At 69.3% G+C, this 14,955-nt stretch carries 11 protein-coding genes; 1 reads left to right on the forward strand and 10 read right to left on the reverse strand.

The features are described 5' to 3' along the window. Positions 1–93 precede the first annotated feature (93 nt). The 7 genes from MEICH_RS0112850 to MEICH_RS0112880 form a co-directional block, all read right to left on the reverse strand. Entirely contained in the window at positions 94–1,776 is a 1,683-nt protein-coding gene (locus MEICH_RS0112850; RefSeq protein ID WP_027892967.1) for a sugar phosphorylase, read from the reverse strand. Between the two features lie 114 nt (positions 1,777–1,890). Continuing rightward, positions 1,891–3,174 carry an MGH1-like glycoside hydrolase domain-containing protein gene (locus MEICH_RS0112855; protein ID WP_027892968.1) on the reverse strand — a complete coding sequence of 428 codons (1,284 nt, stop codon included), beginning with the start codon at positions 3,172–3,174 and terminating at the stop codon, positions 1,891–1,893. 2 nt (positions 3,175–3,176) lie between these two features. After that, on the reverse strand, positions 3,177–4,241 hold the full coding sequence (locus MEICH_RS0112860; RefSeq protein ID WP_027892969.1) for an ABC transporter ATP-binding protein: 1,065 nt from the start codon (positions 4,239–4,241) through the stop codon (positions 3,177–3,179). A 142-nt stretch (positions 4,242–4,383) separates the two neighbouring features. Continuing rightward, positions 4,384–5,184: a carbohydrate ABC transporter permease gene (locus MEICH_RS0112865; protein ID WP_027892970.1), complete on the reverse strand. Its 801-nt coding sequence runs from the start codon at positions 5,182–5,184 to the stop codon at positions 4,384–4,386. After that, a complete protein-coding gene (locus MEICH_RS0112870; protein WP_027892971.1) occupies positions 5,181–6,032 on the reverse strand; it encodes a carbohydrate ABC transporter permease in 852 nt (283 codons plus the stop codon). The genes MEICH_RS0112865 and MEICH_RS0112870 overlap by 4 nt, the downstream gene beginning before the upstream one ends. A 258-nt stretch (positions 6,033–6,290) precedes the next feature. Beyond that, entirely contained in the window at positions 6,291–7,577 is a 1,287-nt protein-coding gene (locus tag MEICH_RS0112875; protein WP_027892972.1) for an ABC transporter substrate-binding protein, read from the reverse strand. A gap of 17 nt (positions 7,578–7,594) precedes the next feature. After that, entirely contained in the window at positions 7,595–8,638 is a 1,044-nt protein-coding gene (locus MEICH_RS0112880; protein WP_027892973.1) for a LacI family DNA-binding transcriptional regulator, read from the reverse strand. Positions 8,639–8,842: 204 nt separating this feature from the next. Between MEICH_RS0112880 and MEICH_RS24950 the strand changes: the two genes are divergently transcribed. Then, complete coding sequence (locus tag MEICH_RS24950) at positions 8,843–11,200, forward strand: glycoside hydrolase family 31 protein (RefSeq protein WP_051304144.1); 2,358 nt, start codon at positions 8,843–8,845, stop codon at positions 11,198–11,200. Positions 11,201–11,470: 270 nt separating this feature from the next. Here the strand turns inward: MEICH_RS24950 and MEICH_RS0112890 are convergent, their stop codons facing one another. The 3 genes from MEICH_RS0112890 to MEICH_RS0112900 are packed head-to-tail and all read right to left on the reverse strand — an operon-like array spanning position 11,471 to position 14,867. Next, positions 11,471–11,797: a DUF503 domain-containing protein gene (locus MEICH_RS0112890; protein ID WP_027892974.1), complete on the reverse strand. Its 327-nt coding sequence runs from the start codon at positions 11,795–11,797 to the stop codon at positions 11,471–11,473. A 6-nt stretch (positions 11,798–11,803) separates the two neighbouring features. Next, on the reverse strand, positions 11,804–12,658 hold the full coding sequence (fdhD, locus tag MEICH_RS0112895; RefSeq protein WP_027892975.1) for a formate dehydrogenase accessory sulfurtransferase FdhD: 855 nt from the start codon (positions 12,656–12,658) through the stop codon (positions 11,804–11,806). Continuing rightward, a complete protein-coding gene (locus MEICH_RS0112900; protein WP_027892976.1) occupies positions 12,588–14,867 on the reverse strand; it encodes an FdhF/YdeP family oxidoreductase in 2,280 nt (759 codons plus the stop codon). Before MEICH_RS0112900 ends, fdhD begins: the two co-directional genes overlap by 71 nt. Positions 14,868–14,955 lie beyond the last annotated feature (88 nt).

A 14,955-nucleotide genomic window follows, 5' to 3' on the forward strand; every position in this document is an offset into this window, starting at 1 on the left:
GAGAAATGTCGATAGTCGATAGCCCATAGCCCCTCGCGTTTAGCGTCTTGCGTCTTGCGTTTTGCGTTCGGCGTTCGGCGTTCGGCGTACGGCCTACTCGTCCACCACCCAGGCCGCCTGGTAGGGCCGGAGGATGCCCGTGAACCACTTCCCGCTGACGAGGTCGCGGCCCACCCGGCTGACCACCTGCGAGCGGGACGTGACGTTGATGTAGCAGCCCACGCTCTGCTCGCCGCCGCCGCGCACGATGCGCAGCACCTCCTTGGAGGGCAGGACCTGCTGGGGGGCGTTGGGGTGGAAGGCGGGGTGGGAGGCGCGCACGCGCAGGAGGTGGGTGTAGGCCGCCAGCACCTTCGAGGCCCTCGAGCCGGGGTCGCTGAGCAGGTCGCCGAGCTCGGCCTGGGTGAACTTGTGCCGGTTGAGCCGCCGGTTGATGCCGCTGGCCTCGAGCGCTTCGTGGTCGGAGGGGGAGCCCAGGAGGCTGTGGACGTAGACGCCGGGCACCCCTTGCAGGCTGAGCAGCACGGCGTTGGCGGCCATGAAGCGGGCGATCTGCAGGCTTTCGGGCTCGGGCTCCTCGAGGTAGGGGTGGTTGAGGGCGTCGAAAAGCGTCAGGCACAGCTCGTAGGGCACCGGGCCGTCGGGGGTGTCCTTGTAGTTGACCCGGCCGCCGTGGTCGAGGGCCATCTGCATCAGGGCCGCGATCTCGACGGGCTCGAGGATGCCGCCCGCGGGCACCACGCCCAGCCCGTCGTGCGAGGCGAGGAAGTTGAAGAAGGTGGTGTGGGGGGAAGGGGGCTCGAGGGCGGCGGCCCACTGCGCGAGCTTGGTGGCGTCGCCGGTGCGGAAGGTGTGCAGCACCAGCGGCGGCAGCGGGAACTGGTAGACCATCTGCGCCTCGTCCTGCCCGTCGCCGAAGTAGGCGACGTTGTCGCGGTGCGGCACGTTGGTCTCGGTGACGAGCAGCACCCAGGGGGCCACCGCGTCGAGCACCAGGCGCAGCAGCTTGACGATGCGGTGCGCGCCCTCAAGGTGCATGCAGGAGGTGCCGATCTCCTTCCAGATGAAGCCCACCGCGTCGAGCCGGATGAGCTGCGCCCCGTGGCGCACGTAGTGCAGCAGGGCCGAGACGACCTCGAGCAGCACCTCGGGGTTGGCGTAGTTGAGGTCGATCTGGTCGGGGGAGAAGGTCGTCCAGACCAGCTTCTCGCCGCTGGGGGTCTGGAAGGGGGTGAGCAGGGGCAGGGCGCGGGGCCGGAACACCGCGCTGAGGTCGGTGCCGGGCGGGGCGGTGATGAAGTAGTCGCGGTACTTGGGGTCGTCCTGCAAGAAGCCCTGGAACCAGGGGCTCGAGGCCGAGACGTGGTTGCACACCAGGTCCACCATCAGCCGGAAGTCCTTCCCGATGGCCTCCACGTCCGACCAGTCCCCCCACCCCGGCTCGACGGCCTTGAAGTCCACCACGCTAAAGCCGTCGTCGGAGGTGGAGGGGTAGAAGGGCAGGATGTGCACCCCGGAGAACGCCCCCTGCAAGTTCTCGAGCAAGAAACCGTGCAGGGTCCGCAGGGGCGGCTCGCCCTCCGCGTGGATCTGGTCGCCGTAGGTGATGAGGACGGCGTCCTTCTCGCTCCAGCGCCCGGGGCCCGGGCCGGCCTCCGCCTTGGGGAAAGCCTCGAGCAGGTTCTGCAGCCGCTCGAGCACGCTCCAGGCCTGAGGGGGGTAGAGGAACTCGAGGTGCTCCAACATCCGGTGGGCAATCTCGGAAGGAATCGGCATTGTTAGTACAAAGATATTACCGGGAGGCATTAGCGATCAGCCGTCAGCGGTCAGCCGTCAGCCGCCGGCGTCGAGGGCCAAGGGGTCTGGCGTCTTGCGTCTTGCGTTTGGCGTTTAGCCATCAGCACCCTCCGCCGCCCAGTCCAGCCACGTCGCCGCCGTCCAGGAGAAATTCCCCCCGCCCAGCCCGGCGCCGCTCACGGGGTGGTAGTACTCGCTGAAGCCCGAGACTTCGGCCAGATCGCGGGTGTCCTGGCGCAGGCGCTCGGCGAGGGCGAGGTGGCCGTACTCGCGGAAGCCGGTGGCGACGAGGCGGTTGACCACCGCCCACACCGGGCCGCGCCAGTAGCGCTGGGGCTCGAACTTGGGGTGGGTGGGGTCGGTGCTGGGCACCAGGTAGCGCACCTGGCGGCCCCAGGCCTCGAGGGTACGGGCCAGCCGCTCGGCCCGCTCTGGGCTGGCGGTCCCCGCGTACAGCGGCAGGAAGGAGGCGTTGGTGCCGACGCGGATGGGCGCGTCCTGCACGAGGTCGTAGTTGTAGTAGAGCCCGCTCTCCTCGTCCCACAGGCCCTCGATGGCGGGTCCGCTGGTCCGGAGCCAGCCCTCGATCTCGGCCTCGTCGCCAAAGCCGAAGCGCTGCGAGAGCCACAGCAGGTCGCGGTTGGCGCGGTGCAGCACGCAGTCGATGAGCAGGCTGACCACGCGGAAGGGGCACTCGCGGTGCAGGCGCAGTTGGTCGAAGCCGGCGCGCTTGTAGACCTCGAGCAGCGAGAGAAAGCGGTCGTACTCGGCCTTGTGCGGGCGCTGGCTGGGGTCTACGTGGCTGGTGTCGCGGCGGGTGTAGGGCGGGAGGTCGGGGTCCACCGGGACACGGGCTAAGGCCTCGTCCCAGGCCGGGCTGTTGTCGGCGCCGGTCTCCCAGGGGTGGAGGGTGGTCATGAGGCCGGTGTTCTGGGGGTCGCGCTCGCGCTTGAACCAGCGGTGGTAGGCCAGGATCTTGGGGTACAGCGCCCGGGCCTTTTCCTCGGCACGGGCCTGGTCCTGGGCCCGCTCGAGCATCCAGCGCACGAAGGTCGCCAACACCGGCGGCTGGGTGATGCCCGAGGTGGGCGGGGTGTGGGGGGCTCCCCAGCGGTCGGGGCCGGGGAAATAGCTGGCCTCGGGGCGGTGGAAGACGATGTGCGGCAGCATCCCGCCGGGCCACTGGCCCCCGAAGAGCAGCTCGAGCTCCTGCCAGGCCCGCGCCTCGTCGAACCTCATCCAGCCCAGCGCGGTAAAGCCCGCGTCCCACAGCCACTGGAAGGGGTAGAGCCCGGCCGTGGGCACGGTGAAGCCGCCCCGGTCGTTGGCCCTGAGGATGCGGATGGCTTCCTGATCCAGCGATTCACGAGTCTGCATGGCTACCTCGCGTGGCCCAGCGCCTCCCCGCTTCCGGGGTCGTGCCAGCGCAGGCGGCCCGGCTGGGGCCTGAGCCACAGCGTCTGGCCCGGCCGGGTTTCGAAGTCGGGGGGCACCGTGACCTTGAGGTGCTGCCCCTCGTAGGCCAGGGTGAGCAGCAGGTGCGGCCCCAACGGCTCGACCACCAGCACCTCGGCGGGGAAGCTCTGCGGCTGGGGCTGAGGGTGGGCCTCGAGGTCCTCCGGGCGCACGCCCAGCAACACCTCGCGGCCCTGCGGCGCGGCGGGCAGGTCCAGCGCCAGGGTTTGGATCTTGGCCTGCGACCCTTCCACCGGGAGCCTGAGGAAGTTCATCGGCGGGCTGCCGATGAAGCCGCCCACGAACGTATCGGCGGGCTCCTGGTAGATCTTCATGGGCACGTCGTACTGCACCACGTTGCCCGTGCTCATCACCGCGATGCGGTCGGCCAGGCTCATGGCCTCCACCTGGTCGTGGGTCACGTAGAGCGTGGTGGTGCGGCTCTCGGCCAGCAGGCGCTTGAGCTCGGCCCGCATCTCCAGGCGCAGCAGCGCGTCGAGGTTGGAGAGGGGTTCGTCCATCAGCAGCACCTCGGGCTCGACGGCCAGAGCCCTTGCCACCGCGACGCGCTGGCGCTGCCCGCCCGAGAGCTGCGCGGGGTAGCGCCCCAGCAGCCCCTCGATGTGCATGAGCGTGGCCGCCCGGTCCACCTGCGCCCTGACCCGCTCCGGCGAGGCCTTCTGCATCCTGAGCCCGAAGGCGATGTTCTCGAAGACGGTGAGGTGGGGAAAGACCGCGTAGTTCTGGAAGACCATCGCGATCCTGCGCGAGCGCGGCGGCAGCGCCGTCACGTCACGCTCCCCGATGAACACGCGCCCCGTGTCGGCGTGCTCGAGCCCCGCGATGATCCGCAGCAGCGTGGTCTTGCCGCAGCCCGAGGGCCCCAGCAGCACCACGAACTCCTGGTCGCGCACCTCGAGCGAGACCCCGTTGAGGGCGCGCACCTTGCCGAAGAGCTTGATGATGTTTTCCACCCGGATTCCGGCCATAGACCTCCTTAGGGTCGATAGTCGATGGTCGATGGTCGATAGCCGGACTCGGGTCGTACGTCCTACGTCGTACGCCTTGGCCCTCGACCCTCGACGCCACCAGCCACGAGCCTTCCAGCTTTCGCTGACCGCTGAAAGCTCCTCACCGGTTCGCGATCCCCCACAGCGTGAACAGGTAGCGCCGGATCACGAAGATGAACACCAGCGCGGGCACGATCAGGAAGAAGCCGCCGGCGAAGCGGAAGGGGAGGGGGGAGTCGTTGAGGGCGGTGAGGAGGAAGGCGGGGAGGGTGCGCTCGCGCAGGGTGAGCAAAGTAGCGGCGAAGACCTCGTTCCAGGAGATCACGAAGGCGAAGATGGCGGTCGCGGCCAGCCCGGGCAGAGCCAGGGGCAGCACCACCTTGAGGAAAGCCTGAACGCGGGTGCAGCCCAGCGTCCAGGCGGCCTCCTCGAGCTCCTTGGGGATGCCCAGGAAGAGGCTGCTGGTGACCAGCACCGCGAAGGGCAGGGCTAAGGCGGTGTGCACCAGGGCCACGCCCAGCGCGGTGTCGTAGAGGCCAAGGTTGATGAAGCGCACCGCCAGGGGGATCGCCAGGATCGCCAGGGGGAAGGCGCGGGTCATCAGGATCAGGACACGGTAGGCGTCGGCCCCGGCGAAGCGGTAGCGGGCCAGGGCGTACCCGGCGGGAGCGCCCAGCAGCACCGCCAGCACCAGCGTGAGGCCCGCCACCAGAAAGCTGTTGCGGATGGCCTTGCCCACCCCCTCGACCCCGAAGAAGAAGGAGATGGTCTCCAGCGAGAACTGCTGCGGCAGGATGCCCTTGGGCCAGGCGAACACCGAGGCCCGGTCGCTGAAGGCCAGGGTGGCGATGAGGAAGATGGGCACCAGCACCCACAGCGCCAGCAGCACCGCGAGCGTGAGGTAGACGAGGCGCGCGTTCATGCGGCCGCCTCCTGCTTGGGGCGCATCAGCCGCAAATAGACGAGCGTCGCCACCACCGAGATGCCCAGGATCAGCACCGAGTAGGCCGCCGCCACCCCGGGGCTCTGGTAGGCGTTGTACCAGAAGTAGGCCTCCCCGGCCAGCACCGGCAGGTTGCGCCCGCCCAAGGCCACCACCACCGCGAAGACCTCGAGCGCCAGGATCGTCCGCAGGATCAGGGCCACCTGCAGGCTGGGCATCAGCAAGGGCAGCGTGACCCGCCAGAACCGCCGCCAGGGCGTCGCCCCGAACACCTCGGCGGCCTCGCCGTACTCCTTGGGGATGAGCTGCAACCCCGCCACCAGGATCACGAAGACGATGGCCGTTGCCCGCCACACCTCCGCGGCCACCACCGCCAGGAAGAGCATGGCCGGGGTCTCGTAGCTCAGCCACAGCCGGGGCTCCTGGATGACCCCCACCGCCTGCAGGAAGCTGTTGAGGTAGCCCCGCTCGGTGAAGATGGCGAGCCACGCGATGCCTGCCGCCAGGTCGGAGATGCCCAGGGGGATGGTCCAGACGTACAAGAACAGGTCGCGGCCCCGGTTGATCCCGCCCAGCAGCATCGCCATGCAAAGCGCCAGCACCACCTGCAGCGGCACCATCACCACCGTCAGCAGCACGGTGTACCTCACGGCGTCCTTGAAGTAGAGGTCGGAGGCCATGCGCTGGAAGTGCTCGAGCGTCCAGCGCCCGTCCCCGCCCCGCACCGACAGCAGCAAGGCCTCCACCAGCGGCCAGGCGAACAGAAACAGCAAAAACAGCACGCTGGGCAGGATCAGCACGTAGGGGATGTACCGTTCACTCCGCATAAGCCCCTTTGTGTGTCGAATGCTGAAAAGGGTCGATAGTCGATAGCTGATAGTCGATAGCCGAACGCGGGTCGTGCGTCGTACGTCGTACGCAAGACGCCAAACGCCAAACGCAAAACGCAAGACGCAAGACGCGAGACGCCTTGGCCCTAGACCCTCGACGTCCGCGGGAAGGGGTAACCACTAGCCACGCGCTGCGAGTCATACGCCTTCCGTCTTTTGGCTATCGACCATCGACTATCAGCCATCGACCTCTGGCTAATTCACCGGGCACGGGCCGTTGCTGGCGGGGTCGGGCGACCAGCAGGGGGCCTTGGTGTCGTTCATGACGCGGCGGAGGTTGGCTGCCTCGGCGTCGAGCACGCGCCGGATGTCCTCGCCCCGCAGGATGATGCGGGCGAAGGTGTCCTGGAAGACCTTGTTGTACTCCCCGCCCTTGGCCCCCAGGCCCACCGGGAGCAGGCTGGGCAGGGCCACGTTGCTCTGGGCCTGCCGGGCGATGGCGTCGGCGCCCATGCGGGTGCCCTGCGGGAGGTTGTCGGGGAGCTTGGTCTGGATGACCGGGAAGAAGCCGTTCTCCACCAGGGTGGTGAGCTGCACCTCGGGGCGGGTCAGGTACTCGATGAGGGCCACGGCCCCGGCGCGGTTGGGCGCGTTCTTGGGGATGGCGAGCCCGGCGAGCACCGGCATGAAGCCGCGGCCGTAGGGGCCGATGGGGGCGGGGAAGGCCACGAAGTCGTTGGGTTTCTGGTTCAGGCCGTCGCGCAGGCGGGCGATGTGGTCCCAGGCCACCCAGACCTCGCCGGCCAGCAGCGGCTCCTGCATGAAGTCGTAGGTCGTCGATTGGGGGTTGACGTACTGCCACAGGGCCTTGAACTCGCTCCACATGCGGTGGGCCTCGTCGCTGCGGAACTTGCTCACCGCGCTCTTGGTGTACGAGGGGTAGAGGTAGCCCTGGGTGAAGCGGTGCATCAGCCCGCGGGGGCCGGCGGGGAAGCCCAGCAGGCGCTTGCCGGTGGCCTTCTGCAGGTTGGCGCCCCACTCGCGCAGTTGCGAGTAGGTGAGCGTGTTGACGTTGGCCCCGGCGGGGAGGTACTGCAGGGCCTGCTTGTTGGCCACCATGATGTAGGTCGCCTGCATCCAGGGGATGTAGTACTGGTTGCCCGTGCCCATCTTGCCCAGGTTGACGAAGGTGGGGGAGAACTTGCGGTCCTTGAGCTGGGCCATCACGTCGTCAACGGGCTCGAGCGCCCCGGCCGAGATGAGGGGCGGGAAGTCGCCGTGCAGCCCGCCCACCAGGCTGACGTTCACCTTCCCGGCCCGCGCCTCGGAGAGGATGCGGTTGGTGAAGGGGGCGTTGTCTTCGGGGATGAACTCCACGCGCCCGGAGAAGTCCTTGAGGATGACCTGGCGCATGCGCTGGGCCTCCTCGATGGGGGTGAACTGGGTGGAGACGAACAGCACCGACGGCTGCTGCGCGACCACCGCGGCCAGCGCCACCAGCAGCCCACCGACCAAGCTGAACCCGATCCACTTCTTCCTCATGCCTGCCTCCTTCTCGCCTAGCTTTGCGGCGGCCCGTCCGACCCCCGCAGGATCAACTCGGGCACCCAGATCTCCTGCAACTCCTCGGCCGGCGTCCCGGCCAGCCGGGCCAGCAGCATCTCGACGAGCCGCCGCCCCATCTCCCGGAAGGGCTGGTGCAGGGTGGAGAGGGGCGGGTCGGTGTAGTGGGCCTGGGGGATGTCGTCGTAGCCGATGACCGAGACCTCCTGGCCGGCCTTGAGGCCGCGCTCGCGCAGGGCCCGCAGGGCCCCCAGGGCCATCAGGTCATTGGCGCAGAGGATGGCCGTAGGGGGCCGGGGCAGGTCCAGCAAGGCCAGGGTGAGGCGGTAGCCGCTCTCCTCGCTCAGGTCGCCCTCGAGCACCCACTCCCGCCGCAGGGGAAGCCCGGCCTCCTCCAGCGCCCGCCGGTAGCCCGCCAGGCGGTGCTGGGCGAAGTTGAGCTCGTGGGGCGCGCCGATGAAGGCGACGGCGCGGTGCCCCAGAGCGATGAGGTGCTGGGCGGCCTGGCGGAAGCCGCGCTCGCCGTCGATGTCGAGGTAGGGGAAGGGCTCGTGGATGAGGTCGCTGCGCCCGTGGACCACGAAGGGAACCTTGTGCTCGAGCAGGTACAGGATGCGCTCGTCGCGCTGGCGGGTGCGGGCGAGCACCAGGCCGTCGACGCGCTTGCCCTCGACGAGGCGCTGGTAGCTCGCCAGCTCCTGCGGCCCCGGCGGGCTGGTGGTCACCAGCAGGTCGAGGCCGGCCCCCGAGAGCCCCTCGCCCAGCCCGGCGAGCAGCTCGAGGAAGAAGGAGTCCGCGAAGCGCCCCTGCGGCGCGGGGATCACCACCCCCACCGTCTCGGCGCGGCCCTTGCGCAGGCGCTGCCCCAGCGGGTTGGGGCGGTAGCCCAGCCGCGCGGCGGCCTCGAGCACCCGCTCCCGCGTGGCCGCGCTCACCCGCTGCGGGTTGTTGAGCACCCGCGACACCGTGGCGATGGAGACCCCGGCCTCCTGGGCCACCTTGCGGATGTCGGCGCTGGTTGGGGCAGGGCTGCGCGGCAAACCACCCTCCGGGAGCAGGCTAAAGGGCCTGCTGCTGCACGAGATGTAAACGTTTTCCATTACCCTAGCACCGCGCGGCCCCTTTGGCAAGCCCTCGGCCTCGAGCCTCGGCAGGGACGCCATTCCCGGCGGCATGTCCACGCCGAGGGCTTGTTTATACCCCGTCTAACTGCATTCACCGGGTGAGTCGGGTATTTTAGAACGATGCACGAAGTCCGATTCAACGCCTTCCATTACCGCGACGATGCCCTCTACCTCGAGGGAAGCTATTTCAAGGGCCGGGTCCAGCTCCTAGAGAAGGAGGGGGTGAGGGCCTGGCGGGTCTTCGTCTGGCACCGCCTGGAGGACGCCGAGAAGGGGAGCTGGGTGCTCGAGGGGCTCAAGCCCCTGCCCTTCAGCGTCTACGACGACATGACCTGCACCGCCGAGGGCATGCCCGACCTCAAGCTCTGGCTCGACCCCTTCGGCTTCCGCTGGGAGGGCCTGGACGCGCTGGAGCTCGAGGCGCACCGCTTCGGGCAGCTCGGCAAGTCGAGCGTGTGGCACACCAGCGAGTGGACCGCCTTCCACGAGGTCAACGACGGGCTGCCGCTGGGGGCGGGCATGTCGCTCTTGGTCAAGGAGAAGCCCGAGCGGCGCTACTACGGCCTGGGCGAGCGCACCGGCTTCCTCGACAAGAAGGGCCGTGCCTGGACCAACTGGGCCACCGACGACCCCATCCACTACCCCGACACCGATCCCCTCTACCAGGCCCACCCCTTCCTCATCGGCTTCGAGGACGGCCGGGCCTGGGGGCTCTACCTCGACGAGACCTGGCGCACCGTCTTCGACTTAGCCTCCGCCGAGGACCACCAGACCATCCTCCGCACCGACGGCCCCACCTTCGACCTCTACCTCATCCCCGGCCCCGGCCTCAAGGAGGTCGTGCACAACTACACCGCGCTGGTGGGCCGCGCCAGCCTGCCGCCTTTGTGGGCGCTGGGCTACCACCAGTGCCGCTACAGCTACACCCACCAGAGCCTCGCGCTGGAGATCGCCCGCGAGTACCGCGACCGCGACATCCCCCTCGACGCCTTGTGGCTCGACATCGACTACATGGACGGCTTCAAGGTCTTCACCTTCTCCCCGGGCCGCTTTCCCGATCCCAAGCAGCTCACCTCGAGCCTGCAGGAGATGGGCGTCAAGACCGTCACCATCGTGGACCCCGGCGTCAAGAAGGAGGCCGGTTACCCGGTCTACGAGGAGGGGCACGCCCGGCAGTTCTTCGTGCGCTCGCACCGCGACGAGGAGCTGTGGGGCGAGGTCTGGCCCGACCCCGCCGTCTGGCCCGACTTCACCCGCCCCGAGGTGCGCGAGTGGTGGGGCGGGCTGCACCGCTTCTACCTCGAGCAGGGCATCGCGGGCATCTGGAACGACATGAACGAGCCCGCCGCCTTCAGCGTCTTCGGCCAGACCCCCCCCAAGGACAACCGCACCCTGCCCAGCTCCGCCCGCCACGGCAACCACTACCACGCCGAGGTGCACAACCTCTACGGCTACGGCATGTGCCAGGCCACCTACGAGGGCTTGCGGCGGCTCGAGCCGGGCAAGCGCCCCTTCATCCTCACCCGCTCGGGCTTCGCGGGCATCCAGAAGTACGCGTTCGTCTGGACCGGCGACAACCACTCCTACTGGGAGCACCTGGAAGGCTCCATCCCCATGATCCTCAACCTCGGCCTCAGCGGGGTGCCCTTCACCGGGGCCGACATCGGCGGCTTCTCGGCCCACGCCGACGGCGAGCTGCTGGCGCGCTGGACCTGGCTGGGGGCCTTCTACCCCTTCATGCGCAACCACTCCGGCAAGACCAGCCGCCGCCAGGAGCCCTGGGTCTTCGGGCCCCGCTGGGAGGAGTCCATCCGCGAGGCGGTGCGCTTCCGCTACCGGATGCTGCCCTACCTCTACACCCTGGCCCAGGAGGCCGCCGCCACCGGCCTGCCGCCCATGCGGGCGATGGTGCTCGAGCACCCCCAAGACCCCGAGGCCCCCGTCCTGCACGACCAGTTCATGTGGGGCAGCGACCTGCTGGCCGCCCCTGCACTGCGCCCCGGCCAGCGGCACCGCCTGGTCTACCTCCCGCAGGGCGAGTGGCAGGAGTTCTGGACTGGCGAGACCTTCGAGGGCCCGCTGCACCTGCCCGTGACGACCCCCCACGACCGGGTCCCGCTGTTCCAGCGGGCGGGCAGCGCCGTCCCTACCACCCGGGTCGAACCCCACACCACCGACGCCTACTGGGAAGTGCTGCGCTGGCAGGTCTGCTTAGGCCCCGAAATCCGTGGCCGGGTCTTCGAGGACGCGGGCGAGGGCTACGGGCCGGGCCAGGTGAGCGAGCTCGAGGGCACCTACGACGGCTACACCCTGCGCCTGGCCTTCACCGACCGCTCCGGCCAGCCCCGCCACCGCGTCGAGGCCGTGATCCACGGCGTGCGCGAGCCCCAGGGTGGCCCCGGGGTCTACCACTACGACCCGCAAACCCAGACGCTGACCGTAGACCTCACGTCGGGGGTGGTGGAGGTTCACTGGTGAGGTTGGTGGTTGATGGCTGATAGCCGATAGCTGATAGCCAAACGCAAGACGCAAAACGCAAGACGCAAAACGCAAGACGCGGGTCGTACGTCGAACGCCGAACGACAAACGCAAGACGCAAGACGCCTTGTTCCCCCCTTAGCAAGGGGGGTTAGGGGGGATAAACCCTCCCCGCGCGCGGGTAGGGCCGGGGTGGGGTTCCTTTCAGTACGAGCCTTCCGCTGACCGCTGACGGCTGACTGCTGACGGCCGGTGGCTGACTGCTGCCAGCTACCTCGCATGCAACGGCAGGAACGCCTCGAGCTCTAGCTCCTCCACGTGCCAGTCCTCGTGGGCGATCTGGAACTCGCGCTGCTCGGCCATGAACTGGGCGGCTTCGCGGAGGACGGTCTCCACCCAGACCCCGTCGTAGCCGAGCAGGCTGAAGCCCACCACCTCCCACTCGTGGTCGTCCTGGCCGGCCAGGCGTGCGGCCGAGACCGGGTAGCGGCTGCGCAGGCGTTCGATGGCCGGCTTGACCAGGGCGCGTTTTTCCTTGAGGCTCTTGACCCAGGGCATCTCGAGCCGCGCCGTGTAGACCCCTAGATAGGCCTTCATTCCCCCTCAGGGTAGCAGGATTCGCTCGGGAGCGCTGTAGACGTTGAAGGATTCGCGCAGGAAGCCCACCAGCGTGAGGTTAAATTGCCTCGCGAGCTCCACGGCCAGGCTCGAGGGGGCCGAGATCGCGGCCAGGACGGGCGCTCCGGCGGCCAGGGCCTTCTGGCACAGCTCGTAGCTGGCCCGCCCGCTCACCAGCACCAGCCGCTCGCGCAGGGGCAGGTGGCCCTCGAGCAGCGCCCAGCCGATGAGCTTGTCGAGCGCGTTGTGCCGGCCCACGTCCTCGCGCACGGCCAGCAGGTTGCCCCCCAGGTCGAACAACGCCGCCGCGTGGAGGCCCCCGGTGCGCTCGAACAACCCCTGGGCCTGGCGCAGCTTCTCGGGGAGGCGGGGCAGGACCTCGGCCCGCACGCGGCTCGCGTCCTCCAGCGGGCGCTGCCCGCGCAGCTCGAGCTGCTCCAGCCCGGCCTTGCCGCACACCCCGCAGGCGCTGGTGGTGTAGAAGTGCCGCTCGAGGCGCTCGAGGTCGGGGATGCCCTCGCCGCGCAGCTCCACGTTGACGATGTTGTACTGCTGGGCCTCGCCGGGGTCGGTGCAGTAGGCGATCCGCCGAATTTCATCGCGGCTGCGGATCACCCCCTCGGCGTAGAGGAAGCCTGCCGCCAGCTCGAAGTCCTGGCCCGGGGTGCGCAGCGTGACGGCCACTGTCTGCCGCTGCTCTCCCGCCAGCAGGCGGATCTCGAGCGGCTCCTCGGTCACGAGGTCGTCGCTGTGGGCGCGGGCGCGGCCCTCAGCCACCCGAAGCAACGACGTCCGGACCTTGGCCGGGGGCCGGGTGCGGCTGGAGTTCGATGAAGGCATAGGCTTCCTTGTAGGCGGGGATCTTGGCTTTCTCCGAGCGCAGGTTGGGGTCGAGCAGCACGTTGCCCTCGGGCCAGTGGACCTGCAGGGTGCCGGGCCGCACGGGGGCGGGGAAGACCTGGCACTCCAGCCGCCCCAGCGGGTTGCTCAGCCAGACCTGCTGGCCGGGCTGAAGCCCCAGCCGCCGCGCGTCCTCCGGGCTGATGAGCACCGCGTCGCGCGGCGCGGAGTTCACCGGGTCCTTCGCCGCGTGCACCATGCTGTTGAACTGCTTGCCCCGCCGCGTCACCAGCCGGAAAGCGCCGGGGGGGACCTGGGGCCGGGGAACCTCCACCGCCCGGAAACGCGCCTTGCCGTCCGGGGTGGGGCAAACCCCGCCCGCGCAGAGGTGGGGGCCGCCGTACTGGAAGGCGTCGCCCTTCTTCGCCAGCCGCTCGATCCCCGCGTACATCGGGACCACCCGGGCGATCTCCTGGCGGATGGCGGCGGTGTCGGGGAAGTGCAGCCGGTCGGCGAGGTCGCCCCGCGTCTTGCGGGCGACCTCGAGCAGCACCTCCCACTCGGGGCGGGCCTGCCCGATGCGCGGGCCGGGGATCTCGGGGCTATAAATCACCCGCCGCTCGGTGCTGGTCTCGGTCACGCCGCCCGGCACCTCGTAGCGGGTGGTGGCCGGCAGCAGGATCACCTCGCCCCCCGGCTCGGCGAGCATCTGGCTCGAGAGCACGATGTCCTGGTGCACCCGCAGCTCGACCGCCTCCAGCGCCTGCCGCACCCGCTCGGGGTCGGGCAGCACCTCGAGGAAGTTGCCCCCCACGCTCCACAGCACCTCGAGCTCGCCCCGCGAGGCGGCCTCGAGCATCTCCGGCGCGGTGAGCCCTGGCCGGTCGGGGACCGGGAAGCCCCACTGCGCCTCGAGCGCGCGGGCGTTCTCCGGGTTGATGGGCACGACCCCCGGGAACACGCTGGCGTAGGCCCCCATCTCGGCCCCGCCCTGCACGCCGGAGTGCCCCCGTATGGGCATCAGGCCGCAGCCCTCGCGCCCTAAGTAGCCCCGCGCCAGCCCCAGGTTGATGATCGCCTGTACCGCGTCCTCCCCGGTGCGGTGCTGGGTGATGCCCATGCTCCACACCAGCACGGCCCGCTCGGCCTCCATCAGCATCCGGGCGAAGGCCAGCATCTCCTGGTGCGAGACCCCGCTGCTGGCCTCCAGCTCCTCCCAGCGGGCCGCCCGCAGCGCCTGGACGAGCGCCTCGAAGCCGGTGGTGTGCGCCTCGATGAAGCGCTCGTCGAGGCCGCCCTGCTCGAGCAGGTGCTTCAGGGTCCCGGTGATGAAGGCGATGTCGCCCCCCGGCTGCACCAGGAAGAAGTGGTCGGTGATCTTGGTGCCGAAGAGCGCGCTCTCGGGGTCGGAGGGCACCCAGTAGTGCTCCATGGCCGGCTCGCGGTAGGGGTTGACCACCGCCACCTTGGTCCGGGCCTTCTTGGCGTAGTAGAGGTACTTCATCATCACCGGCTGGTTCACGGCCACGTTAGAGCCGAAGAACACCACCAGGTCGGTGCCGATGAGGTCGCGGTAGCTGCACGTCGTCGCCGCCACCCCCAGCGACTCCTTGAGCGCGACGGTGCTGGGCGAGTGGCAAATGCGGGCGGCGTTGTCGATGTTGTTGGAGCCCAGCGCCCGCACCGCCTTCTGGGCCGCGTAGTAGGTCTCGTTGGGGATGCCCCGGCTGGTCAGGTAGAAGCCCATCCGCTCGGGAGCGGTCGTGCAGAGCTTGAGCGCGATGCGGTCGAGCGCCTCGGCCCAGGGGATACGCCGGAAGCCTTTCTCGCCCTTTTTGCGGTGCATGGGGTAGGGGAGACGCCCCAGCTCGCGCAGCTGCGCCGAGGACTTCTCCCGCAGCGCTTCCACGTCCTCGAGCACCCCGACGTCCAGCGGCCCCATGGTGTTGAGCCGAAGCAGCCGCAGCCGCACGTTGCACAGGTGGATCCCCTGGATGGTCCAGTCGCGCATCCCGTACGTCCCCAGCGCGCACCCGTCGCACACCCCGTCCTGCAGGATGCGCCAGGCATACGCCAGGTTGTCGGCGTTCTCCCCGATGGCCCGGAAGACCTCTGCGAAGTTGTTGGGCTTGTTCAGCCCCAACCCGAAGGGACGCCTCGAGACCCACAGCTCCGGATTCCACCCTTTCTTGACGGGTCTAAGCCCCACAGAACCTCCGAATGCCGCTATTCTACCGGCCCTGACCCTCCGTGAGTCGAACGCAGCACCCAATAAAAGCAGAGATATTCCTCACGAG

It is taken from the genome of Calidithermus chliarophilus DSM 9957, from assembly GCF_000430045.1.
Taxonomy (GTDB): domain Bacteria; phylum Deinococcota; class Deinococci; order Deinococcales; family Thermaceae; genus Calidithermus; species Calidithermus chliarophilus.